Origin of the sequence: Stenotrophomonas sp. STK17_22, from assembly GCF_051983905.1 — a bacterium.
Taxonomy (GTDB): Bacteria; Pseudomonadota; Gammaproteobacteria; order Xanthomonadales; family Xanthomonadaceae; genus Stenotrophomonas; species Stenotrophomonas maltophilia_A.
This window is the reverse complement of record NZ_CP197010.1, coordinates 2,226,234-2,250,951: the sequence shown is the minus strand read 5'-3', so window position 1 is coordinate 2,250,951 and position 24,718 is coordinate 2,226,234. Positions and strand designations below refer to the sequence as shown.

The window sequence follows — 24,718 nt, the reverse complement described above, 5'->3', positions numbered from 1 at the left end:
TAGCGCCAAGTGCTTGATCCAGCAAGCCTTAGCGCACCTCCTCCAGCACCTCCTCCAGCACTTCCCCCACAACGTCCCCCGCACGCGCCAGGGGCTGGGAAGCGACGGACTGCCACCGCATGGGATCCACGTCCAGTAAGCATCCACATTATCACTCCAGATCCCGGCTCGTGGCCAGACCGGCGGAATTGACACGACCGATCCACCCCCGCTAACTGCCAAAAGACCATCCGGTGCCCCGCGTGCCACGCCTCTCCTTTGCGGGAACTCTCTTCGACCTTCTCTCCGGGCGCGCCCTGCTCACGGAGGGGACAATGCAAACCGCACGCCGCCCCGCCCTCACGACCGGCGCCACCCAGGCGGAGTTGACAAACACCAAGAACGGAACATACTTGCAATTACAAATCAGACAAATGGAACATTTAAATGAGTGATCCGACAAGCCCGAGCGCCGCTTCGCCTGATCTGTCCGACTCACGCTTGGAAGTGGTGGCCGGCCTGATGCTTGAAGTCCTTGCCAAGGCCGCAGAAGCCACCAGCACTGAGTTGGACTGCGCCTGGACCCGTGCCGTTCTCTCCTGGGGCTGGATCAAGAACGCGCTACTTCTCTTGGCCGGCTCTCGCACCCATGACTGGTTGACCATTCGCCACACCGGCAACGATCTGATCGTGGGCGTAGGCTCCGTGCCTGTACGCTTCTTCATCATCGCAGATCACAGCAAGCCGTCGAAGCGGAGAATCTTGAGCCCCACCGAAGCCGAAGCAATCCAGTTGTCCGAGATGAGCCAGAGCTCATTCGCTGGCGAAGGCTTCACCGTCTCCGGGATGCCCACGCTGTGGCGCTTCATCGTGGAGCGCGCCAAGACCGAAGACGATGAGAGCAAGATCTTCTTCGTCGGCTATGACGGTTATGGGAACATCCTGGCCAAGTGGCAGTTCACCGAATCGGTTCGTGCGTTCCATTCCACCGATGCCGACATCCCCCGTGCTACCGAGCTGGCCCCCATTGACCTGGATGCCATCTACGACCCGATCGACGACCAGCCGGCCGCGGATGACGCCTCGCCCAACTATGAACTAATCCCTGAAGTACCTGCTCGAACGAACCTGAATGAACGCCCTGTTTCCTAATCGCCAGCAACCTGAGTTCAACGGCGCTCAATTGCGTACTGCCCGCCACTTCTGGGGCATGACGTTGCAGGAGATCGCAGACGCGATCTCCACCACCCGACAGTTTGTCTCACAGCTGGAGTCTGGAAAGGCCAAGCCGGGCAGATCCGATGCCATCGTCCAGGCTTTGGCCAACGCCGTCGAGGTGCATCCGGACTTCTTGTTTCGCCGCGAGCGCGAGCAGGTCCACGAGGAGCAAGCTCACTTCCGAAAGCTGGCGGCCACCAAGGCGAGTACGCGCCAGATGGTGCTGGCCAGAGGAACCATTTTTGGCCAGGTCGTTGACTTCATTGCCAAGCGGGTTCGGCTTCCGGAGGTAAACATTCCCGACCATTCGGACAGCACGAGCGCCGAGCAGATTGAACGTGCCGCCGAACTCACCCGGATGCATTGGGGGCTCGGACTCGGTCCGATTTCTCACATGGTCCGGGTAGTCGAGCGCGCGGGAATCGTTGTTGCATTCTTCAATGAAGCCTCCGCTCAGGTGGATGCTCTTTCGATTGCCTCGAAGCGGCCGATCATCGTTCGAAACGACGCGAAGAAGAGCCCTTTCAGGCAGCGATTTGACATTGCTCACGAGCTCGGCCACTTGGTTCTCCATGAGGGGCAGGTGACCGGCGACCGAAAGACTGAAACCGAGGCAAACCGTTTTGCCTCTGCATTCCTCCTGCCCAGATCCACCTTTGCGAAAGCCTTCCCCAAAAAGGGAACCCGTTTGGATTGGGCTGGAATCCGGCAACTGAAGCTGACCTTTGGCGCGAGCAAGGCTGCGATCCTCTACCGGGCCCGTTCCTTGGATCTTATCGACGAAAATCAGTATCGCAGCGCGATCATCACCTTGAAAAACCGGGGTGAAGCCATTGAAGAGGCGGAGGATGGCTTGGTCGCGAATGAGCTCAGTGAGCTCATCCCCAAGTCGCTGGACGTATTGCGAAATGCCCACGGGATTAGCTTCTCGGATCTGGCCCAGGCTCTTTTGATCTCTCCCGATTTCCTCAAACAGATCGTGACCCGCCCCAACGAAGATATGGAGTCAAGAAGACCTTCTTTTAGGGTCGTTCACTGACCCTCTCTGCCGCCTTTTGGGCTAGCTCCTCGGGCGACTGGGTCTCGCCGCAGGAGTTTTGATAGCCCCCCCCCCCCCTGACTATTCATCAGGGAACGCTGGTTTGATTCCAACCTCGGGCACAATGAATTACAAGTACTTAGGCCGCGCATCGTCGCGGCCGTTGTCTCTTTTGGGTTCCCTGCGGAGCCTCCAGGCACGTGCTCTGCCCGAGGTGGCAACCACACAGTGGCGCATCTCCGTCGGCATGCAGCACCGATTGCACTTCTCCCTGGCGCGACGAAGCGCGCCAGGGACCCTGTTAGCTCGCCTCCCAGCGAGAGGGCGCCAGGCAGGGACACTCAAGCCTTGGGCCGCTTCCCCAAAGCCTTCTCGAACCCACCGCTCCAGAAGGGTTCGCACTCCGCCAAACCCCGAAAGAGTGCCGTACGCCAGTCGTTGGTTCCAAAGTTCTCCTTGTGGGCCTCTGCCGTCTCGACCAGAAACTCCTGGAGCAGGTGCGCCCCACGCTTGAAGGTGCCTCTTAGACCGGCGATCTGCTCAGCAAGATGGATATTGACCTGCTTTTTGTACTTCTCGTGCAGGTTGAACTCCTCAAGATGACAATTCAGGCGAGCGTAAAGCTCCTCGGACATCCCGTTGCACTGCTCAATGGAGTACACCACGGATAGCGCTCCAGTGTCTGGATCAATACTGGCGGAGGCACGCAGAAAGTCGAGTTGTGTCACCGATTCAAGGTAGGTGTGGAGCTGATGCTCGCCCGACTCTATGGACGGAATCTTCCGTTTCCCTCGATTGCAGGGACCACAACAGGGAACCAGATTCAATGCGAAAATGCTCAACAGCTTGAAGCGCGATCGTTGCAGGTGATGGTCCAGATCCGAGATCGGGGCGAACCCACAGTAGGGACAGTAGTCGGCCAGAAGCTTCAGATCGGCACGCAGCGTCTTTAGCCGACGATCGTCTTGCACGAGCTGGTACGCGTCGTGCACCAACTGGTACAACTCGGCGCGTTGTCCATCCGCGCGCATAGCATCGGAAGGGCGCCCGGAAGCTATCCGATACTGCCCATAGAGGTCAATCAAGAAAACCTTCTCAGCCTCCGTGACTTCGTCATCGGCAAAGGCCACATCCAGATGCTCTCGAGGATCGAAGTCCTGGAGAGGCCTCAAGTTCCACATGGTCACTCCGAGGCATCCTCCGCGAGCTTGGACATGACGTAGGCCCTAGCCTGACCGCTCATCACGCCGCCGAGGAACAATTTTTCGATTTTCTCGCGAGAGTCGTACTTGTCCACCAATCGATCAAGCACTGCATGGAAGTCGGTGGCATCGCTTTGCATGCCGAACACTTGAGCCGTGATGAGTCCGATGCTTTCACCAAAGGTCTCGGCACACAGCGGACGAATCGAGAAGCTTTCGCCCTCACGGCGCACCACGTGCACATGCTTGGCCAGACACTCCTGAACGACCACAGGAGAATGCGTCGCTACCAGCGCAGATGACTCAAAGCGGGTCAACACCCGACGGAACGCATGCATCATCGCCGACAGCAACGGCGGGTGAAGGTGCGTTTCCGGCTCGTCGATCAGCACCAAGGATCGATCCTCGAGACACGCGACCAGTCCGTAGATGGACAGAACCGCGATCTTGTGACCGGTGCTGAGCCTCATGAACCATGTCGCTGCTTCCTGATCGATCCCGCTACTGGTGCTGTCCAGCCATTCGTCCGATATCAGCCCAGTTTCGAGGGCATCCAGCGCCTTCTTGAGGACCAGCTCGCGCCGGGAATCGTTGCTGATCATGGAGCGGTACCGATCGAAGTCGATGGCCAGATCGGCGATCGATTTCAGCTTGGTCTGACTGACGCGATCGGTGTCCGCTTCGAGTTGGCCAAGCCTGGTACCCGGCAAGTCCGAGATCGCGATCTCGGCCTCTCCTGCGAAATCCCGAAGTCCGATGAAGACATATCGTCCGACCCCGTTCTGCATGTCTTTCGCAATCTGGGTGCGGTTGCGTGCATCCGCTCCGGGTAGCTTGAAATTGTCGAACGGACTGAATGCGATGACGACGATACGCGGGAAGCCAACGCCCTCCGGAAGCATCTTGCCGAGATCACTCAGTGGTGACGCTGCTCGTTCTGTCGTGGACGCGAAGGCGACACGCGCCAGGCGTGAGAGCAAGGTGCTCTTGCCGGAGCCATTTCGACCCACCAGGACGTTCACTCGCTCGGGCAGCCTCTCGTTGCCGGACCCCGACGCCTGCGACCTCGTGTCGATCTTCAGGCTACGCGACCAGCCAGTGACCTGGAACTCGAACGGTTGCTGATCCTTCGGCGGGGTCGTGTAGTGCCCTTGAACGATTCCCGTCGCCAGACTTCGGTAACTGGATCCGCCATCGTCCTGGTCACGAAACAGAGACTTGCGCCAGCCAGGCTCCCTCTGGAACCTCTCTACCAGTTCCGGAGCGTGAATTACGTCCCGAAGGCTAGCCAATATCTGCTCACCCAACGGTCCGATCGCGCGAAGCCGCTCGTAGTAGTCCAGAGAGTCCCCCACAGAGCAGAACTCCTCGCCCAGCTCCGGGAAATTCTCCCTTACCAGAATGCCATCGCTCTGGGTTTGTCCCCGCTTGAGGATCTTCACCGGACCAATGACGCTCTCCTGTCGCTTCCCATCCTTAATCGAGAAATGGGAAAGATGGTAAAGCGTTTGATAGGAGTAGTCGTTCCAATTGTCCTGAGCCAGCACCCAATCCGAGGCGCTGCTCGCATCTGTGCGAGTACCCGGTGCCACCACGCTAAAGTAGATGTCCTTCACTGCCCCTCGTCCCTTTAGATACTTCACTCTGTCTACATTCGCCTACCGGTAGGCCCCTGAAGGTTACCCACGCGATTTTCTGATCACAGGGCAACAAGAGTATCGAAAGCCCCTATGAGTGCAATATAACAATTCCCCTCGTAGATTCTGCTTCACTCAAAGCTCCCAATAAAGGAACGTTTCAGAGCGCGCCGAGGTCTTTCACAACCGCCTGTCCCTTCTGAAGAAACCCGATCAATAGACGTCCCCCAGCCACTTTCCGGCCAATCTGGAGGTTGAGGTAGTTGGCCTGCAACCGGCCGGCCGCCAGCAGGTCAGCCTGCCCCATGCTGGGCGCAACCTCTCGAAGTGGCTCACCGGGAGATGCCAGCTGCCCACTGATCGGCTGGACTACTGCCGGGTGTCGACTGTCGTTCTTGGCGTAGGCCGTGGCCATCATGCGACCATTCCTCGGTGACCAACCGCCCAACGCCACTTCCGTGCCCAACTGCTCAATCGGCAAACCTGCCTCCGCCATGGCCTTCTCGTAGTTCGGCCAAGGTGGTCGATGACCAGTCCCATCTCTGCGGTCAGCTGCTCCATGGTGAAGTCGGCCCTAAAGCCTGCCTGCAGGGCCAGTTCGTAGATCCGCAGAAAGAACTGTGCAGCTCCCCCGCGTTGCGAGCAGGAGATTGTGTTGGGGGATTAGCAGCATCTTCGCCCCCGCAGAGTGCACGCCCGTCAGCGCATCTTCGGCAAGCGTGTCGACCGTGATCACCAGCTGGTCATGGCTGACAAGAACGTTGAGGATACTCATCGAGCCTGCCCTGAGGACTGACTCAAACTATGACGGGCCCACTACCAGCTGTCCATGCCCGCCCCCTTTCCACGACCACCACGACCGAGGATGTCCTGGAACGCCTCTCCGCCTTTGATGCTCAATTGAAAGCACACTACGGCTACCTGAAAGCGCTTGAGTACGGATTGTGCGCCGTTATCGTGACCCATCCAAAGCCTCAGGATCTCGCCCAGATCTGGAAGCAACTGCCTCCCCAAATCAGCACCCTCCACGGCCAGAGCGGCAGTTCCCTTTTTGACGCAGCCCTGAATCAAGCGCTGGGGCTCTTGGCCGAGCAGATGGAGGAGTTTCGCACCTAGTCGGCGGCGCTGGACTCGGAGAGCGAGGGATAGCGAGCAACGCAGCTCTTGGGCGGGAGTGATGTCCCCTCAGTTCGACGAGTCAGGCTGGTCACTGTATTGGCCCGCCGCCGCCGATCCACCACACCGTGGGCAGACCGTCGCCACGAGAGCCTGATGCTCGCGCAAGAGAAGCGAACCCACGCTTTGATTGACCACAAAGGCACCGACGAAGACCCCCAATCCATACACCCACCCCGTCCCCTTCCCTTCCCAGCCGACCAGCCAGATCCCGAGCCCTGCGGCAACAACCACGAGGTATGTGACGACGGTCACGGGCAACCACCTCAGCTTGGGCTGAACTGCTTTCCAACCCCCACTGCGGAGCTTGCGGATGACGTCCTCCACTGCAACGTAGGCCAGCGAAGCCATGCTCCCAAGTAGAACGCCTGCCAGAAGTCGGTACACCCAAGGCTGGGCTTGCGCTTTAATCAACTCCATACAAGGGAGGAGGACGCAGAACAACACCAGCAGAATCACGCTGAAAATGCTCTCGTATCCGATGATGTCTTTCTTCATCGTGTTGGCACCCATGTCTGCAAGGCATCAGTCACACCGATTACCCCTGGGGAAAAGGCCGTTTTACCGGATGGTTGCTTCATTGTCGGCAGGGAGAAGCCGGAGCTTCTTTCTCAATCGGCCGATCCTTCGAAAACTTGAATGGGCTGCACTTCACCAGTCCAATGACCCTTTCGGTGGTGCTATTGAGATGGCACCCGGTCCCGATCATCACCCTTCACGTCCTGCAGGCCTTCGGATGCGTGGAGATAAGTCCCGTCGGCGTTGCGGCCGTTACCCGCCCCTAAGATCCTGCCGCGGATGCCTGCCGAGCCTCGCCCTTGATCGTGCGTCATCGCTCAACGGAGCGATGGCAGGTGCGTAACGACAGACTGGTCGTTGCAGATACAGCGACAGGCTTGGTCTGGAACCGCTGCACCTGGGGACAAGTGGGGAGTGACTGCGCCGGGGAGGTGCAGCTCTTTCTGGAATGGACGGACGCCATGCAAGTGGCTGAGGTCGCTAATCGGCAGCGGTACAAGGGTGCTTACGACTGGCGTGTGCCGAACGTACGAGAATTGGAGACACTGGTGAAGATCGATGCTGCTTGGTCTGCGATTGATGGGAAATTATTCCCGTACACACCACCCACGATGTACTGGACTTCATCCAGCAGCTGGCTCATTCCCGGAATGAGTATCGACGCATGAACCGTTCTCCTTCGGGAAGGGCTCGTGAGCTTTCAAGAGAAGACGGTTAATCCTGAGGTACCCTGACCGCTCTCGGGTCCGGCTGGTACGAGGTGGCCAGCCGGCTTCGGCCTTCGATGGCGTGAGCGACCGACTCTTTCACGCCGATTTCGATGGCCCAACGCTCCGTCAGCTGCATTAACAATCAGATGGGTCTACCAGCGAATGGCCGGCCACAGCCGGCCGTTCGCATTCGTACGGGCTCAGAGAAGCACCAAACTCAAGGGCGACGCAGCAATGTCATCAATGCTCGTATAGACGCACTCCGTTCCAGATGCACTTCCGGCCTTATGAATGCCGGCTGCCAATGTATCGACATACATGGGGCCGCCGCTGCGACCCGGAGCACTACACCGCGCTGCGTGCCGACTTTCGGGAAGATTTCCATGGGATCCCTGGCGGCTATGACCTAAAGCTCCAAAAGGAACAGAAGATACACAGAACGCCATCCAGTGTTGTCAACAACGTGAACATCACTCACTCAACGGGCATCCAAGTCAGAGACCGCAATCTTCAAAATCTGCAAGCCGCGTTTGTGAGCCTGGAGAAGGCGATTGACGCTCAGAACGCCCCTGCCGAATCCAAAGCTGATGCCAAGGCCAAGCTCAATGCTCTTCTGCAACATCCACTGGTCCTCGCAGTGCTTGGTGGCGTCGCAAGCGGACTTGCAGGCTAAGGTCAACTTCTCCTCAGCCGAAGTCGCTTTTCAGCACAGTTTCTTTCAGGCCCCGAGGAACGCCCGCTTCCGGCGCGAAGCGGGCAGCGGCCTGACAGGATCAGGGGACACTAGCAAATCGCGGGTCGCTAACGAAGCCGTCAGTCAACTGCGCTGGAACGCTCCCGAAACCATGCGCCGAACTGCCCGTTGTGAGTGAAGCGACGCAACTCAAATTGTCCGGACTCGTGAATGACCTGGGTGATCTGGCTGGAGCCGATCTATCCGTCCACCAATGCCCTGCTCGGCGACTGGTACCAGCACGCGAAGTACGCCACGGTGTTCCTGGCCGGATACCTGCTGGGTCGCGAGCCACTGTTCTGGGAACGGGTGGTGGCCCTGCGCCGCACCACGCTGTGGCTGGCACTGGCGGCGGTCGGCTGGTACATGGGCCTGCGCATCCTTGGCCAGGTGCTGGCGGCCGATTCCCCCCTGCGGCAATGGCCCGAACCGTTCTGGGACCTGCAGGTCCGGACCAGCCAGTCGCTGTACGTATGGACCGCGCTGCTGGCCATCCTGGGCTGGGGAAAGGTGTTCCTTGATCGCCCGTTCCGCTGGCTGCGGTACTGCACCGAGGCCATCTATCCCTGGTACATGCTGCACCAGAGCCTGATCATCGTGCTGTTGTTCTGGCTCAAGCCACTGCAACTGGGCCCGTGGATGGAACCGGCCCTGCTGCTGGCCGGTACCATCGGCGGCTGCCTGCTGATCCATGAGCTGCTGATCCGCCGCTCGCGCTGGCTGCGGCCGCTGTTCGGCCTGCGCGCCGATCCGCCAGCATCGCCGATTGCACGCGCCGCAACGTTGTAGAGCCGAACCCGCGTTCGGCTGCTTCTGCCGTGAGCCGAGCATAGGCTCGGCTCTACCCGTCCACAACCGACAATCCGCTAATGTCAGCGCCTACGCGCATGGCAACAGCGCAATGAGGACAACGGATGTTCCAGACCCATTGGCACCTGTGGCTGCAGCAGACCTTCGACGCCGGCGGGATGCTGTCGCTGATGCAATTCATCAGCCTGCTCGGCTACGAAATGGCCTATACGGCGCTGATCCTGCTGTGCGCGTTCGGCGCACGACTGCGCGCCGGATTGTGCGTAATGCTGGCGGTACTGCTGATGGCCTGCGCCACCCACGCGATCAAACAGGGTGCCGCCCTGCCCCGCCCGTCGGATGTGGATGCGCGCGTGCTGGATGAAGGGATGCCGTCGCACCCCTTCGTGGTCAACGGCGGCGGACAATCGTTCTGGTCACTGCCCGATGCGCAGTCCACCGCCATGCTGCGCGCGCAGCCCGACGCCGACTATGGCTTCAACAGTGGCCATGTGGGCGTGGCCACCGCTGCCTGCGTCGGCCTGCTGCTGGCCTTCGGCATTCGCCGACGCTGGCTGCGCTGGACGTTGGCGCTGGGCTGGCCGCTGCTGATGGCGCTGTCACGGATGTACCTGGGCCGGCATTTCCTGGCCGACGTGCTGGGCGGATGGCTGATCGGCATCGGCGTGGCTCTGTTGGCATGGCAGCTGATGCCAGGGATGCGCTCAAGCAGGCAATGGCAACTGCCGGTCCTGTTGGGGCTTGGCGTGCTGCTGGCATGGGCGGCGGCGACCACCCGCTTCGTTCCAGTTGGTGAAGCCGGGCGACTGCTCGCGCTGGGCCTGCTGGTGGCGTGGCTGCAATGGCGCGGCTGGCCGGTGGATCCGAAGAACATCGTGCAGCGGGGGTTGCGCGTGCTGGCTGTGGTGGTGATCTATCTACTGGCACGGCCGTTGATCGATCTGTTCGCCGCGGCCATTCCGCTGCCTGATGTACCGGCGACCGAAGTGCTGTGGCAGACCGTTGGCACGCTGTTGATCCTCGGTGGCGGTGTGGCACTGGCGCGGTGGATGCAGTGGATTCCGCATGGGGTCTCCAAGGTCTGAGACTAACCCTACCTGTTGGTTACCTTCACGGCATTTGCAACTATTCGCATTGGATGTTCCCAAGAACCTTGCGATTCTCCCTGGTCGCCTTCCAGACGGAAGTGGACCTTTGCCCTGGAGACCTGCAATGGATCAATCCGACATCAATATGCTGGCCGCCTTCATTGAATCAGAGGAGGCTGCGCTTGCTGAAGAACGTCAGGGCGACTTCTATCCGAGTTATCACTATCAACTCGCGGCACTCGCACCAAGGGCTGGTAACGGCCTGCCCCAAGATATACTGCAACGCTTCTACTTCCATTGGCTGCGAGTGGGAGACTGGAAGGTCGCAGGACTTCCGCAGAGAGACTTTCCCATCCTTGTTGCCGCGTACCAGGAGCTCACGAAGCTCCCTGTGGGCTACGACACACGCCAGCCAGGCCTCAGCCTCCCGCATCTCTTCTGCTTCGGCTTCAATGAACATGGCGAGCTGCCAAGCGGTGTGGTTACCAATGCCGCGGATCTGAAACAGCGCACGCGTCTGGTGGAGCACTGCAGGAAGTACCAGTCGTTCCAGGCCCAGCGAGAGAAGGTCGATAAATTTCTGCCATATCGCCCATTTGCGCGAACCATTCTCGAGACAGCTCGGTTCCTGCAACACGATATCAAGGGTATGGGTCGAATCCTCTATTGGGGCATGGCGCTCATTGTACTGCTCGATGAGGACACACGCATCCAGATGACAAACGACCTGATAGCCAGGAACTGGCCCGAAGACAGGGAACGCGGCCATGTGCTCTCCCTGCTTCATCACACCGCCGAGGCGACCCGGCCCCATTGCGCAGCGGACGCCGAGTTCGACGTTCTCTGCGAACATCTGGCGCAGCTGCACGACACCCGGATCATGACGGGCGACGCAGTCCAGTTGGCGCAGCGGGAGGGCTGGCACGTTGACAACATCCGTGATTGGAATGCCAGCATCACCCTCTATCACGGAGGTGAGTACAGCAGCGAGCCGGGGCATCCCCGGATCAGACTTGATCTCAACAGCTGGCCTGATACCCCTTGGTCAATCAATCTGAGCGTCGGCAATGGCTCCTACGTCGCCTACCGGGACGATCCCACCAGCAATGATTTCCAATTGCCGCCAATCATCGGCGCCACGCTTGATCATTTCCCTGAATGGGTCAAGCAGATAAACGCACGACTAGGAATCAATCTGGTTCCAGGCACTGGCTCAGCTGCATCTGCCTACAAGAATCGTACGTTGGCTAGACAACTCGACGCATGGATGCGCGGGAAATAGCAGCAGGATTGCGTCGTATAGAGCCGAGCATGGGCTCGGCTCTACATCGAGGCAGTCGAGCAAGCTCGACTCTTGTGTCTTGGATCGTGCCCTGATCAGGCACAATCCCCCGGTGACCCGGGAGGCTCCGATGACGCTGCCTCGGCTCTTAAGCCTTCGAGCTTGCAAAGTAGATTCAGCGCGTCGGCGGCCTGACACCGCCATGGAACTTGAACGGTATCTTAGGCCCGCCATCGGGTGAGAGCCTGTACTCACAAGGGCAAGTCTGGCGGCTTCCGATCACGATCGTAAGTTCAAGCTGGAGCGAAATCATGCAATTTATCGGCATCGACGCAGCCAAGGCGACTTTTGACATCGCCCTGCCTCTATCTCACGGCAAGTATCGAACCAAGGCCAAACTCCCCAATACGCCAAAGGGTTTTGATGAGCTTCTGGCTTGGCGCGCCAAGCATGCGCCGAACGCGGCGGTAGGTATGGAGGCTACAGGCATCTATCACGAGGCCTTGGCTCAAGCACTGGTGGAGGCGGGGGTCGTGGTTCATGTGGCCAATCCCGCCCGAGTAAAGGCGTTTGGGCAGGCGGAGGGGATGCGGACCAAGACTGACCGCAGCGACGCCAAGCTGATTGCCCGGTTTTTTGAGGCACAACGCTCGGAAAAGCTGCATCCCTACGTTCCGCCGACGCCCTCGGAGGTGAAGCTGCGCGCCTTGGTACGGCGTCGAGATGATCTCCAGGAAATGCTGCAGATGGAGCACAACCGCCTGGACGTTGCCGATATCTCGGTCCAGCAAGGGATCAAGGATGTGATCCGGACGTTGGAAGAGCAGATCAAGCAGGTCCAGAAGGCGATTGAGGACCATATCGATAACGATCCGGACCTGCGCCGGCGTCATCAACTGCTTACCAGCATCCCCGGTGTAGGCAACACCAGCAGTGCCCAGCTGTTGGCCATTCTGGGGGATCTAAGCAAATACAGCGACGTGCGCCAGGTGGTTGCCCACGCGGGCCTGAATCCGGCCCAGCGTCAATCAGGAAACTACGAAGGCAAATGCCGGATATCACGCGTCGGCGACGCCAATTTCCGCAAAAAGCTGTACATGCCGGCGCTGACCGGGAAGACCCACAACCCCACACTGAAGTCCTTTGCAGACCGGCTCAGCGCGAAAGGCAAGCCCTTCAAGGTCGTCATGTGTGCAGTGATGCGCAAGCTCATCCATCTGATTTGGGGCGTACTGAGAAGTGACCGACCCTTTGAGCCTGACGTCGCCCTTGCCTAGGCGAGGGCGACACGGTATCTACATATGCCTGGGGTCGGTCATTTCACCTCGAACTCACCCACCAGCACCGTCTCGGCACGATCCTTCAATCGCATCGTGACCATCTGGTCCTTCTGCTTCGGCGTGCCCCAGTGCGTGGTCAGCCGCAGCATCAGGGTCGTCGCACCGGTCACCAGCTGCTGGCGGCTGCCGAAGTAATTGGCCTCCACCTTGTACTTGCCGGGCTTGGCATTGCGCAGCGAGAACTGCTCGGGGCCATAGCCGCCGGTGAAGTCCTGCGACATCTGCCCGCCTTGGTAGGTCAGGCGGTTGCCGTAGTACGCGCGCTCGCCGTTCGGGTCGGTCACCCAGAGGTCCATGTCGCTGTTGTCGGCATCCCACGACAGCACCACGCGCAGGTCCAGCGGCATCGCCTGCAGCAGGCGCGGCTCGATGCTGCGGGTATCCAGCCGTGGCGTGCTGCGTGCCACCAGGTTGTTCAGCTCATCCAGCGCGATCAGGGCGATGCCGTCGAAGCGGTTGTCCCACGGCCGCACCACCACCTGATACAGCGGCGCCAACGCCTGCTGCGGCTTGCCTGCCGCTGCCAGTGCCAGGCCCAGATCGCGAAAGCTCTGCGGTTCCTCCTGGCCCATCGCCAGCACCTGCTCGAACACTGGCACCGCCAGTGCGGCGGCATCAGCCTGCATCAGCCGGTAACCGAGCACGCGCAGCAGGTGCCGGTTGTCCAGATCCATCTCGGCCAGGTTCGATAGCACACGCAGTGCCAGGTCGCGCTGACCCTGCTCCAGCAACAGGTCGGCCACGTCGAGGAAGAATGCGCTGCTATCGGCGTGTGCATCGCGCTCGGCCAGATAGCGGTCATACAGTTGCGACGCCGGGCCCTGGCGCAGTCGCCGGGCGATGGCCGAGTCCGGCTGCCACGCCGCCAGCTGGATGCCGAGCTCCCCATTGTTGGCGGCGGATGCAGCGACAACGCTGCCGGTGAGCGCGACCACATCCAGTGCCTTGTTCGATGCGGACGCTGAGCGACGTGCACGCGCACTGCTGGCTTCCATGCGCTGCTCGGCAACTGCGGCAATCGGTGCCGGGGCTGGCGGTGCCGCAGGGGCCGGCGCGGCGAGCATCGCCACCGGCGCCGAGTCCATCGCGTAGTCCGCGGATGCAACTTCCAGCGCCCTGCCCTTCAACTGCGGCGGCGCACCCTTCGGCCAGCTGCGGTTCCACCACTGCTGGCGCTCCTTCCAGCGTGCCGCCACTTCATCCAGACGCCGGCGATCAGCAGCGGCACGATCACTTACCTGCACTGCAAACCTGGCGTCGTACTCGGCGCGCAGCTTGCCCGAAGGGCGGATCGCATAGCGCAGGTAGTCCTCCAGGGTCTCCAGCACGATCAGCGAGGTGTCCGGGCCGACCAGGCCAAACTGCTGCGACAGGCGCTGCATCGCCTCGCGGTTGCCACGGCGGTCGGCGGCCAGCTGCTGCAGGCGCGCCTGCGCCCACAAGCCGGCCAGCAGCTCGCCGTCTTCACTCTTCTGCGTGGCGGGCAGCGCCTGCCATTCGCCGCCACCCACGCGCACCCGCATCGGCACACCGTCGGCCGCCAGTCGTGCATGCAGCCACAACCAGCCATGGGCTTCACTGCGACGATCGATCACCACGTCCTGCACGCCGCGCCCCGCATCGACCTGCACATCCAACGGCGACGACAGCAGCTCGCGCGCCGCCGCATCGACATCCTTGCCCAGCGCAACGAAGCGGCCGCCATGCGCTTCGCTCCAACCACGCAGTCGCACGGCATCGGTGCGCGCACCGGCGCTGCTGATCGCAAACAGGCGCTGGTCCGGCGCCATCGCCGGCAGCTGTTCCGGCCCATAGGTCAGCAGGCCATCGCTGACCAGCAGGTATTCCTTCACCCTCTGCTCTGGTTGCCACTGCGCCAGCGCGCTGGCACCGTCCGGGCGTACGGCCTGCAGTGCCGCACGCAGCTCACTCCAGTTACCGGCGCGGATACGGAATCGACGCACCGACTCGGCGCGATCCCGCAGCACGGTCAAGGCCACGGTGCCGTCACCCATCGCAGCGAAGTAGCGATCCAGCAGGGCAAGCTCACGCGAGCGATCGCGCTGTCCCGCCGAACCGGAGCCGTCCCACAGCAGGCCGATCTCGCTGGGCAACGTGCGCGGCGTGCTGCTGGCCGCCACCGGTAGCTGTGCCAACAGGTAGTGCCCGTCCTGCCAGGGCGCCACCTGGACCTGCGCCTGACGTGCTGCCGGCAGGTTCCACTGCAGCTGCTGCGGCAACTGCGCGCCCTTGCCCTGCCACAGCAGCTGGCCCCCGCTGATGCGGAAGGGCGCCGTACCCGCGGCCGTCGCGCCCGGGGCCTGCAGCTTCAGTTCAACCGAGGCTGCACCGGCGGCGAACTGCAGCGGCAGCGTCCACTGCCAGCCGTGGCCGTCGAAGGCCAACGGCTCACGCATCACCAGCTGCACGCGCCGACTGCCGCCGGCCGGCAGCGGGTAGATGCGCAGGCGGAACTGGTTGCCAGCGGTCTGTTCCAGCAGGCCCGGATCAACGCCACGGCGGGCAATCTCCTCGAACACCTGGCGGCCGCGGTCCTTCGGTACCGGCACCGCCTCGCGCAACTCGCCGTTGATATCAAGCGCGAAGCCGGAGATCTGCTGGCCATCGGCCAACGGGAACTGCAGCTCACCCTCCAGCACGCGCCGGTTCGGGTTATGGAATTCCAGGGTGATCCGGGTCTGAGCGATGCCGGCCTGCACCTCGCCCTCGATGCGGGCGTGTCGTAATTGAACCGGCTGCTCAGCCGCCGGCACGATCAGCAGCGGCGTGGCGGCCTGCGGCCGGGAGATCGGCGGCGACTGTGCGCCAGCGGGCCAGGCCGCAAGGGCCAGCAACAACACGGTGCAGCAACGGGCGAAGACCATGACCGGGCTCCAGTGGGATCGTGGACCTTTGAACGCACCAGCAACCGTAATGGGGTTGGCGCCTGTGCTCGCATCGACACACGCCCCTCCAACCAGCACCATGGAAGTCCTCGCCACACAGAGATGCACCATGCGCCCGTTGATTGCCTTGATCCTGCTGGTCCTGGCCGGCGCCGCCGCCGCTGGCAGCGTGAAAGGGGTGCGCTTCGCCCACTACGACTGGATGCTGGCCTGCGACAACACCCGTACCTGCCGCGCCGCCGGCTACCAGGACGATGTCGGCGGCAACTTGCCGGTGTCGGTGCTGCTGACTCGCAAGGGCGGACCCGGCCAGCCGGTCAGCGCCGAACTGATGCTGGGCCAGTACAACGAGGTCAAGCTGCCGACACAGCTGTCGCTGCAGATCAACGGCAAGGATCTGGGCGTGCTGTCGTTGACCGCAGACACGGCGACACTGTCTACAGCGCAGACCAAGGCACTCCTGGCCTCGCTGGCGCGCAGCAGCCGCATCGTGGCGGTCGGCAACGATGGCCAGCGCTGGACGCTGTCCGATCGTGGCGCCTCGGCGGTGCTTCTGAAGATGGACGAATTTCAGGGCCGGCTGGAGACTCCCGGCGCGCTGATGCGCAAGGGGTCGCGCGCCGAAGCCTCAGTTCCTCCCGCACTTCCGGTGCCTACGCTGGTTCTGGCGCCATTGGTGGCGGCACGAGCCACCGATGCCGCACTGGAACACTCACCCGCACTGCGCGCGGCGCTGGCCGCGGCCAACCCGGGCGGCGACTGCGTCGCACTGACACCCGAAGGCCTGCCGATGGTGGACGGCCCGCAGGAGCTGCGCGTGTCCCGGCTGGGGAGGACTTCCCTGCTGGTGTCTACGCTCTGCTGGCGTGGCGCCTACAACGAAGGCATCGGTTACTGGGTAGTGAACGATGCACCGCCCTTCAAGGCCACACTGGTGACCGCATCGGGCGGCGATGACGATGGTCGGGTAATCAGTTCGGCGCACAAAGGCCGCGGCTTGGGCGATTGCTGGTCCACCGCGAGTTGGGGCTGGGACGGGCGCCGCTTTGTGCAGACCGATGAATCCACCTCCGGCCTGTGCCGGCTGGTCGCGGCTGGGGGTGCATGGCACATGCCGACGCTGGTGACCGAGGTGACGCCCTGAGCTTGGCCAGTTGATTGGATCCACGCATAGCGCGCCGCCCACGGCCCCGCTCGCGAAGCGGCGCTCAAACCGGCAGGCAGTGCTCCACGATCAGCTGGATGGCGCTGCCGCCACGGTAGTCATCGCAGGCCAGCCGGTAGGCCAGGTGGACGTGACGTGATGGCGCGTTGCCGTGCCAGCCGCCGAAATGGATCGCGTTGATCGTGCCGGGTACGCCCGGCAGGCGCAGTTCCAGCTTGAGGTGGCGTTCCTTCAGCACGCGCCAGTTGGCCACTTCGAAGTGGCCGTCGAACAGCGGCTCGGGGAAGCCCTGGCCCCACGGGCCGGCCAGGCGCAGCGCATCGGCATGGCGATGATCGAGTTCGTCGGCGGCCAGTTCGCCGTCGCTCAACACCTGCTGTTGGAGCGCCGCCGGGTCGAGCATCTCCAGCACCACACCGACGAACGCGGCCTTGAAGTCATCGACGTGATCCAGCCGCATGCTCAGTCCAGCCGCCATGGCATGCCCACCGAAGCGTTCGATCAGGCCCGGATGCCGCGCATCGACCAGTGCCAGTGCGTCACGGATGTGCAGGCCGGGAATCGAGCGCGCCGAGCCACGCAGCGTGTCGGCGCCCGGTTCGGCCGGGGCGAAGGCGATCACCGGGCGATGCAGGCGATCCTTCATCTTCGACGCGACCAGGCCGACCACGCCCGGATGCCAATCGGCATCGAACAGGCAGGCGGCCACCGGACGCTGGCCGGCCATGTCCAGCACCACGCGGGTCAACGCCTGCTCGGCGTCGTCAGTCATCGACTGCTGCACGGCGCGCCGTTCCGAATTGATCTGCTCCAGCGTCTGCGCGATCTCGCGCGCCTGGCGCGGGTCTTCGGTCAGCAGCAGCGCGATGCCCAGCGCCATGTCTTCCAGCCGGCCCGCCGCGTTCAGGCGCGGGCCGAGTGCGAAGCCGATATCGGTGGCGGTCAGTCGCGCGGCATCACGGCCACTGGCTTCGATCAGCGCACGCAGGCCGACACAGCCCTGCCCTGCGCGTAGACGGCGTAGGCCCGCACTGACCAGCGCACGGTTGTTCGGATCCAGTGCCACCAGGTCGGCAACGGTGCCGACCGCCACCAGGTCCAGCAGCGCGGTCAGGTCCGGCCCCTTGCCATCGGCAAAGACGCCGGCCTCGCGCATCTGCCGGCGCAGCGCCATCAGCACGTAGAAGATCACGCCGACACCGGCCAACGACTTGCTGGGGAAGGCGTCGCCGTCCAGATTCGGATCAACGATCACGTCAGCCGGCGGCAGCTGCGGGCCCGGCAGATGGTGATCGGTGACGAGCACCTGCCAGCCACGTGCCTTGGCCGCGGTCACGCCCGCGTGGCAGGCAATGCCGTGATCGACCGTGACCAGCAGGTCCGGTTTCAGCTCGGCCAACTCCTCCACCAGTGAAGGTGACAGGCCATAGCCGTGCACCATGCGGTTCGGCACCGCGTGGAAGACATGCTGCGCGCCGAGCATGCGCAGGCCGCGCACACCGACCGCACAGGCGGTAGCACCATCGCAGTCGAAATCGCCGACCACCAGGATGCGCTTGTCGTTGGCGATGGCCTCGATCAGCAGGCCCACTGCATCGCCGATGCCGGTCAGCAGCTCGGGGGCATGCAGGCTGCCCAGCTTCGGCAGCGCCAGTTCCGGTGTGCCTGCGCCACGACTGGCGTAAAGCCGCGCCAGCAGCGGCAGCGTGCCCTCCGGCCAGCTACCGGGCGCGACCGTATCGCGGCGGCGGATCATCGGCGTATCAGAGGTGGGCTGCACGGCATCGGCGGCAAGGGACATCGGCATCGCCGGTTACGAAAGACAGAGGGATGATACCGCGCGTGGGAGAGGCTGGCGGGATTGCGCCCGGCTGCTGCGGTAGTGCCGGCCGCTGGCCGGCAACCCCGGCAAACGTCCAAGGTCAGAGCCGCTTTCCGATGGAAAACGGATCCGACCCCGCTCAATCGTGAAGCTGCCGCGGCTTTTTCCAGAACTGCCAGCGCTGTCCGCGATCCAGCTGGAACTGCAGGCCATCCTCGAAATCCAGCGCCAGTCGCTGCAGCTCGCCACGCTTCAGCGCAGCCAGCAGCGGACGGATCGCATCATTGCCGAGCTGCTGCAAAGAGCGCAGCTGGCGCAGGTCGACCAGTGCATCCACCGCCTGCTCGCCATCCACGGCCACGCCTGCCGCCAGAGCCAGGCCCTGCAGCAGGGCATCACGACTGCGCACCTGCGCATGCGCCGTACTGACCGACACCGGCATCACGCCGCCACCCCAGAACCACAGCGAATTGATCGGCTGTTGTCCCTGCGCGACGCGCTGCTGGTTCCAGGAATGGTTGTGCAGCAGCACCTGCGCTTCGGTCATCAGCGCCCGCCAACGGCGGCCACCCTCGCCTTCCGGCAGGTGCGAGAACAGGTCATCGCCCAGCACCTCGTCCGGACTGTCGAAGTCCGGCAGGGCCAGGTCGATCGGAAGCCGCAGGTACCAGCGCGAGGGATCGGGCGCGTCGAGCACGAACCCGGCATCGGCGAACAACGGCTGCAGCACCGGCAGCAGGGCCAGGCAGTCGGCCAGGGTCGGCCGCAACGTTTCGCCGTAGGCCATCATCCGCGCGCCGTGCATGTCCGGCACCATGCAGGCCGGATCGGCACGCAGCCAGCATGCGCCGGCAGCATCGCCGACGTCACGCTGGCGGCTCAGTGCGGCTACCGGCCAGTGCGGCGCGGCGACCGTGAAATGGCGCTGCAGCTGTGCCCGCTCGCCGGCTTCGAACTGCGAGGCGTTGGCGCGGCCCAGGGCACGCGCCACGTCATCAGGCAGCGCAGCCGCTGCAAAGCGGCTGCGTGCCGGCAACAGCAGGGTCGCCGTTGCCACCGGGTCAGTCCACGTAGCTGACGCTGACGATCTCGTACTCGCGCTGGCCGGCCGGGGCGTCGATCACGATCGAATCGCCTTCCAGCTTGCCGATCATCGCGCGCGCCACCGGCGAGGAGATGGCGATCAGGCCCAGCTTGATGTCCGCTTCCAGGTCACCGACGATCTGGTACTTCTTCTCTTCGTCGGTTTCCACGTCGGCCAGCGTCACGCTGGCGCCGAACACCACCTTGGAGCCGGCATTGAGCTTGCTCACGTCGATGATCTCGGCGTGCGACAGCTCGCCTTCCAGCTGCTTGATGCGGCCTTCGATGAAGCCCTGTTCCTCGCGCGCGGCGTGGTACTCGGCATTTTCCTTCAGGTCGCCATGCTCACGCGCTTCGGCGATGGCCGCAATGACCTTCGGGCGCTTGACCGACTTCAGGTGATCCAGCTCGTCGCGCAGCTTCTGCGCGCCCTTCATCGTGATGGGGGCTCTCATGCATTCAACTCCTTGTGCAGCTCCTGCAGCGACCAGACGGGGCCGGTGCCGCGGAATTCCAGTGAATCCACCAGCGCCTTGGCGCCGGCAATGGTGGTCGAGTAGGTGACGCGATGCTGCAGCGCCTCGCGACGGATCGAGAACGAGTCGTTGATCGCCGAACGACCTTCGGTCGTGTTGACGATGTAGACGATCTCGCCGTTCTTGATCGAGTCGACGATGTGCGGACGGCCTTCGACCACCTTGTTGATGATCTCGCAGTCCATGCCGTGCTGCTGCAGCCACGCGGCGGTGCCACGGGTGGCGACCAGGCTGTAGCCACGCGCCAGCAGCGCCTTGGCCACCGGCAGCACGCGCTTCTTGTCCGGATCGCGGACCGAGACGAAGGCCTTGCCGACCGGCGGTGCCTTGATGCCACCGGCTTCCTGCGCACGCGCGAAGGCAGCGTTGAAGGTGCGGCCGACGCCCATCACCTCACCGGTGGAGCGCATCTCCGGCCCGAGGATCGGGTCGACGCCCTGGAACTTGGCGAACGGGAAGATCGCCTCCTTCACCGAGTAGTAGTCCGGCACGATTTCCTTGGTCGCGCCCTGCTCGGCCAGGGTCTTGCCGGCCATGCAGCGGGCGGCGATCTTGGCCAGCGGCATGCCGGTGGCCTTGGACACGAACGGCACGGTGCGCGAGGCACGCGGGTTCACTTCCAGCAGGTAGATGGTGTCGGCACCTTCATCGCTGGTCTGGATCGCGAACTGGGTGTTCATCAGGCCGACCACGTTCAGGGCCTTGGCCAGTTCCACCACCTGGCGACGCAGCTCGGCCTGGGTTTCAGCCGACAGCGAGTACGGCGGCAGCGAGCACGAAGAATCGCCCGAGTGCACGCCGGCTTCTTCGATGTGCTCCATCACGCCGCCGATCAGGACGTTGCCCTGGGCATCGGCAATGATGTCGACGTCGCACTCCACGGCGTTGTCGAGGAAGCGGTCCAGCAGCACCGGCGAATCGTTGGACACCTTCACCGCGTCGCGCACGTAGCGGGCCAGGTCGGCTTCGCCGTAGACGATCTCCATCGCACGGCCGCCCAGCACGTAGCTCGGGCGCACCACCAGCGGGTAGCCGATCTCGCGGGCCAGCAGCAGGGCTTCCTGGTCGTTGCGGGCGATGCGGTTCGGCGGCTGCTTCAGGCCCAGCTTGTCGACCAGCTGCTGGAAGCGCTCACGGTCTTCGGCCAGGTCGATGGAGTCCGGGCTGGTGCCGATCACCGGCACGCCGTTGGCTTCCAGCGCGCGCGCCAGCTTCAGCGGGGTCTGGCCGCCGTACTGCACGATCACGCCCTTCGGCTGTTCCAGTTCGACGATTTCCAGCACGTCTTCCAGGGTCAGCGGCTCGAAGTACAGGCGGTCGGAGGTGTCATAGTCGGTCGACACGGTTTCCGGGTTGCAGTTGACCATGATGGTTTCATAGCCATCCTCGCGCAGTGCCAGTGCTGCGTGCACGCAGCAGTAGTCGAACTCGATGCCCTGGCCGATGCGGTTCGGGCCACCGCCCAGGATCATGATCTTGTCGCGGTTGCTCGGCGCGGCCTCGCACTCGTCCTCGTAGGTCGAGTACAGGTAGGCGGTACCGGTGGAGAACTCACCGGCGCAGGAATCGACGCGCTTGTAGACCGGGCGCACCTTGTGCGCACGACGCAGCGCGCGGATGGCGGCTTCGTTGGTGCCGGTCAGCTGCGCCAGGCGCGCGTCGGAGAAGCCAGCGCGCTTCAGCTTGCGCAGGCGGGCGGCGTCCAGCGCGTCGATGCCACCGGCAGCGACGTCAGCTTCGGCAGCGATGATTTCCTCGATCTGGTCCAGGAACCAGTGATCGATGAACGACAGTGCGTAGATCTCTTCCACGCTCATGCCGGCACGGAACGCATCGGCGACGAAGAACAGGCGCTCCGGGCCCGGGGCCTTCAGCTCGCGGCGCAGGGTCTGCAGGTCTTCTTCGTTGCTCAGGTCCAGGCCGGTCGGGTCGAAGCCGACCTTGCCGGTTTCCAGGCCACGCAGCGCCTTCTGCACCGACTCCTGGAAGGTACGGCCCATTGCCATCACCTCGCCCACCGACTTCATCTGGGTGGTCAGGCGGGCATCGGCGGCCGGGAACTTCTCGAAAGCGAAACGCGGGATCTTGGTGACGACGTAGTCGATCGACGGCTCGAACGAGGCCGGGGTCAGGCCACCGGTGATTTCGTTCTTCAGTTCGTCCAGGGTGTAACCCACGGCCAGCTTGGCGGCGACCTTGGCGATCGGGAAGCCGGTGGCCTTGGAGGCCAGCGCCGAGGAACGCGACACGCGCGGGTTCATCTCGATGACGACCACGCGGCCGGTCTTCGGGTTGATGCCGAACTGCACGTTCGAGCCACCGGTATCGACGCCGATCTTGCGCAGCACGGCGATGGAGGCATCGCGCAGGCGCTGGTATTCCTTGTCGGTCAGGGTCTGCGCCGGCGCCACGGTGATCGAGTCACCGGTGTGCACGCCCATCGGGTCCAGGTTCTCGATCGAGCAGACGATGATGCAGTTGTCCGCGGTATCGCGGACCACTTCCATCTCGAACTCCTTCCAGCCCAGCACCGACTCTTCCACCAGCACTTCGGTGGTCGGCGACAGTTCCAGGCCGCGGCTGACGATCTCGACCAGCTCTTCGCGGTTGTAGGCGATGCCGCCACCGCTGCCGCCCAGGGTGAAGCTGGGGCGGATGATGGTCGGGTAGCCGACGCGGGTCTGGATTTCCAGCGCTTCGTCCAGGGTATGGGCGACGGCGGCGGTCGGGCATTCCAGGCCGATCTCACCCATGGCGACGCGGAACAGCTCGCGGTCTTCGGCCATGCGGATCGCTTCGCGTTTGGCGCCGATCAGCTCGACGTTGTACTTCTCCAGCACGCCGTTGTCGGCCAGGTCCAGCGCGCAGTTCAACGCGGTCTGGCCACCCATGGTCGGCAGCAGCGCATCGGGCTTTTCCTTGGCGATGATCTTCTCGACCGTCTGCCAGTTGATCGGCTCGATGTAGACGGCGTCGGCCATCTCCGGGTCCGTCATGATCGTGGCCGGGTTGCTGTTGACCAGCACCACGCGGTAACCCTCGTCACGCAGGGCCTTGCAGGCCTGGGCGCCGGAGTAGTCGAACTCGCAGGCCTGGCCGATGACGATCGGGCCAGCACCGATGATGAGGATGGTCTTGAGGTCAGTGCGCTTGGGCATTTTCTTCTCTAAGTCAGTACAGCGTGACAAGGGGGGTGATCGCACGCTGTCGATCAGGAATCTTGATCCGCAGCGCCGCGCCAGCGGCAGCAGCGTTGCGGGGTTTACGGTCCATCGCGACGCCACCGGGGGGCCGGCGGCGTACTGATCACGCCTTGGCCTGCTCCATCAGCACCACGAAGCGGTCGAACAGCGGACCGACATCGGTCGGGCCCGGCGACGCTTCCGGGTGGCCCTGGAACGAGAACGCCGGCACGTCGGTGCGGGCGACACCCTGGTTGGTGCCATCGAACAGCGAGCGGTGGGTCACGCGCAGGGTCGCCGGCAGGGTCGCTTCATCGATCGCGAAGCCGTGGTTCTGCGAGGTGATCATCACCCGGCCGCTGTCCAGGTCCTGCACCGGGTGGTTGGCACCGTGGTGGCCGTGGCCCATCTTCATGGTCTGCGCGCCCGAGGCCAGGCCCAGCAGCTGGTGGCCCAGGCAGATGCCGAAGGTTGGGATCTTCACGTCGATGAAGGTCTTGATCGCTTCGATGGCGTAGTCGCACGGTTCCGGGTCACCCGGGCCATTGGACAGGAACACGCCATCCGGCTTCAGCGCCAGCACTTCGGCGGCCGGGGTCTGCGCCGGCACCACGGTCACTTCGCAGCCGCGCTCGGCCAGCATGCGCAGGATGTTGGTCTTCACGCCGAAATCGTAGGCCACGACCTTGTACTTGGCCGGCACGTTGACGAAGGCGTTGGCATCCAGGTCCAGCTGGCCCTCGGTCCAGGTGTAGGTCTTCTCGGTAGTGACGACCTTGGCCAGATCCATGCCCTTCAGCCCCGGGAACTTGCGGGCGGCTTCCAGTGCCTTTTCCACGTCGATGTCACCGGCCATCAGCGCACCGTTCTGCGCGCCCTTCTCGCGCAGGATGCGGGTCAGCTTGCGGGTGTCGATGCCGGCGATGGCGACCACGCCACGCTGGATCAGCCAGTCCTGCAGCGACACCTGGCTGCGCCAGTTGCTGGGACGGCGGGGAACATCGCGCACGATCAGGCCGGCCGACCACACCTTGGACGCTTCATTGTCCTGGTCGGTCATGCCGGTGTTACCGATATGCGGATAGGTCAGCATGACCATCTGCCGGGCGTAGGACGGGTCGGTCAGCACTTCCTGGTAGCCGGTCATGGCGGTGTTGAACACCACCTCACCGACGGACAGGCCGGGCGCGCCTACGGATTCGCCCTCGAATACGGTGCCGTCTTCGAGGACGAGGATTGCGGCTTGGGTCACGGGAATCTCACTTTGGCTACCGAGGGGGCTGCCGAAGTC

At 63.2% G+C, this 24,718-nt stretch carries 19 protein-coding genes and 1 pseudogene; 10 read left to right on the top strand and 10 right to left on the bottom strand.

Features of this window, described 5'->3' with window-relative positions:
• Positions 1–426: 426 nt before the first annotated feature.
• Entirely contained in the window at positions 427–1,131 is a 705-nt protein-coding gene (locus ACSYS9_RS10500) for a hypothetical protein (RefSeq protein WP_071229320.1), read from the top strand.
• A complete protein-coding gene (locus ACSYS9_RS10495; protein ID WP_071229319.1) occupies positions 1,112–2,236 on the top strand; it encodes a helix-turn-helix domain-containing protein in 1,125 nt (374 codons plus the stop codon). Before ACSYS9_RS10500 ends, ACSYS9_RS10495 begins: the two co-directional genes overlap by 20 nt.
• A 341-nt stretch (positions 2,237–2,577) precedes the next feature.
• Here the strand turns inward: ACSYS9_RS10495 and ACSYS9_RS10490 are convergent, their stop codons facing one another.
• The 3 genes from ACSYS9_RS10490 to ACSYS9_RS10480 all read right to left on the bottom strand — a co-directional run bounded on the left by ACSYS9_RS10490 (position 2,578) and on the right by ACSYS9_RS10480 (position 5,493).
• Entirely contained in the window at positions 2,578–3,423 is an 846-nt protein-coding gene (locus ACSYS9_RS10490; protein ID WP_143048252.1) for a hypothetical protein, read from the bottom strand.
• Positions 3,420–5,054 (bottom strand): AAA family ATPase, encoded by a 1,635-nt coding sequence (locus tag ACSYS9_RS10485; RefSeq protein ID WP_218141877.1) that lies wholly within the window; start codon positions 5,052–5,054, stop codon positions 3,420–3,422. The genes ACSYS9_RS10490 and ACSYS9_RS10485 overlap by 4 nt, the downstream gene beginning before the upstream one ends.
• A 181-nt stretch (positions 5,055–5,235) precedes the next feature.
• Entirely contained in the window at positions 5,236–5,493 is a 258-nt protein-coding gene (locus ACSYS9_RS10480) for a hypothetical protein (RefSeq protein WP_256201515.1), read from the bottom strand.
• Between the two features lie 386 nt (positions 5,494–5,879).
• Here ACSYS9_RS10480 and ACSYS9_RS10475 point away from each other — a divergent pair, with 386 nt between their 5' ends.
• Positions 5,880–6,191 (top strand): hypothetical protein, encoded by a 312-nt coding sequence (locus ACSYS9_RS10475; protein ID WP_071229317.1) that lies wholly within the window; start codon positions 5,880–5,882, stop codon positions 6,189–6,191.
• Between the two features lie 69 nt (positions 6,192–6,260).
• Here ACSYS9_RS10475 and ACSYS9_RS10470 read toward each other — a convergent pair whose 3' ends face one another.
• Positions 6,261–6,749 carry a hypothetical protein gene (locus ACSYS9_RS10470; RefSeq protein WP_143048251.1) on the bottom strand — a complete coding sequence of 163 codons (489 nt, stop codon included), beginning with the start codon at positions 6,747–6,749 and terminating at the stop codon, positions 6,261–6,263.
• A gap of 326 nt (positions 6,750–7,075) precedes the next feature.
• Between ACSYS9_RS10470 and ACSYS9_RS10465 the strand changes: the two genes are divergently transcribed.
• From ACSYS9_RS10465 to ACSYS9_RS10440, 6 genes and pseudogenes are all read left to right on the top strand, one after another.
• A complete protein-coding gene (locus ACSYS9_RS10465) occupies positions 7,076–7,438 on the top strand; it encodes a DUF1566 domain-containing protein (protein ID WP_428992382.1) in 363 nt (120 codons plus the stop codon).
• Positions 7,439–7,784: 346 nt separating this feature from the next.
• Positions 7,785–8,153 carry a hypothetical protein gene (locus tag ACSYS9_RS10460; RefSeq protein ID WP_143048250.1) on the top strand — a complete coding sequence of 123 codons (369 nt, stop codon included), beginning with the start codon at positions 7,785–7,787 and terminating at the stop codon, positions 8,151–8,153.
• 231 nt (positions 8,154–8,384) lie between these two features.
• Positions 8,385–9,002: pseudogene (locus tag ACSYS9_RS10455) on the top strand (acyltransferase family protein); the annotation flags it as partial.
• A 125-nt stretch (positions 9,003–9,127) separates the two neighbouring features.
• Positions 9,128–10,108, top strand: a complete 981-nt coding sequence (locus ACSYS9_RS10450) for a phosphatase PAP2 family protein (protein WP_071229313.1) — start codon at positions 9,128–9,130, stop codon at positions 10,106–10,108.
• Between the two features lie 127 nt (positions 10,109–10,235).
• Positions 10,236–11,393, top strand: a complete 1,158-nt coding sequence (locus tag ACSYS9_RS10445) for a hypothetical protein (protein WP_440569247.1) — start codon at positions 10,236–10,238, stop codon at positions 11,391–11,393.
• A 311-nt stretch (positions 11,394–11,704) separates the two neighbouring features.
• Positions 11,705–12,670, top strand: a complete 966-nt coding sequence (locus ACSYS9_RS10440; RefSeq protein ID WP_440568522.1) for an IS110-like element ISStma4 family transposase — start codon at positions 11,705–11,707, stop codon at positions 12,668–12,670.
• 38 nt (positions 12,671–12,708) lie between these two features.
• Here ACSYS9_RS10440 and ACSYS9_RS10435 read toward each other — a convergent pair whose 3' ends face one another.
• Positions 12,709–15,618 (bottom strand): VIT domain-containing protein, encoded by a 2,910-nt coding sequence (locus ACSYS9_RS10435; RefSeq protein ID WP_071229311.1) that lies wholly within the window; start codon positions 15,616–15,618, stop codon positions 12,709–12,711.
• A 130-nt stretch (positions 15,619–15,748) separates the two neighbouring features.
• Between ACSYS9_RS10435 and ACSYS9_RS10430 the strand changes: the two genes are divergently transcribed.
• On the top strand, positions 15,749–16,783 hold the full coding sequence (locus tag ACSYS9_RS10430; protein ID WP_071229310.1) for a DUF1176 domain-containing protein: 1,035 nt from the start codon (positions 15,749–15,751) through the stop codon (positions 16,781–16,783).
• Between the two features lie 64 nt (positions 16,784–16,847).
• Here the strand turns inward: ACSYS9_RS10430 and recJ are convergent, their stop codons facing one another.
• From recJ to carA, 5 genes are all read right to left on the bottom strand, one after another.
• Positions 16,848–18,605: a single-stranded-DNA-specific exonuclease RecJ gene (gene recJ, locus ACSYS9_RS10425; RefSeq protein WP_071229309.1), complete on the bottom strand. Its 1,758-nt coding sequence runs from the start codon at positions 18,603–18,605 to the stop codon at positions 16,848–16,850.
• A gap of 160 nt (positions 18,606–18,765) precedes the next feature.
• The gene (locus ACSYS9_RS10420) at positions 18,766–19,683 is read right to left on the bottom strand and encodes a phosphoglycerate mutase (protein WP_071229308.1); all 918 of its coding nucleotides are present in this window, start codon (positions 19,681–19,683) and stop codon (positions 18,766–18,768) included.
• 4 nt (positions 19,684–19,687) lie between these two features.
• Positions 19,688–20,152 (bottom strand): transcription elongation factor GreA, encoded by a 465-nt coding sequence (greA, locus tag ACSYS9_RS10415; RefSeq protein WP_026347191.1) that lies wholly within the window; start codon positions 20,150–20,152, stop codon positions 19,688–19,690.
• 8 nt (positions 20,153–20,160) lie between these two features.
• Positions 20,161–23,403 carry a carbamoyl-phosphate synthase large subunit gene (gene carB / locus ACSYS9_RS10410; RefSeq protein ID WP_071229307.1) on the bottom strand — a complete coding sequence of 1,081 codons (3,243 nt, stop codon included), beginning with the start codon at positions 23,401–23,403 and terminating at the stop codon, positions 20,161–20,163.
• A gap of 148 nt (positions 23,404–23,551) precedes the next feature.
• Positions 23,552–24,679 carry a glutamine-hydrolyzing carbamoyl-phosphate synthase small subunit gene (gene carA / locus ACSYS9_RS10405; RefSeq protein WP_071229306.1) on the bottom strand — a complete coding sequence of 376 codons (1,128 nt, stop codon included), beginning with the start codon at positions 24,677–24,679 and terminating at the stop codon, positions 23,552–23,554.
• Positions 24,680–24,718: the final 39 nt, after the last annotated feature.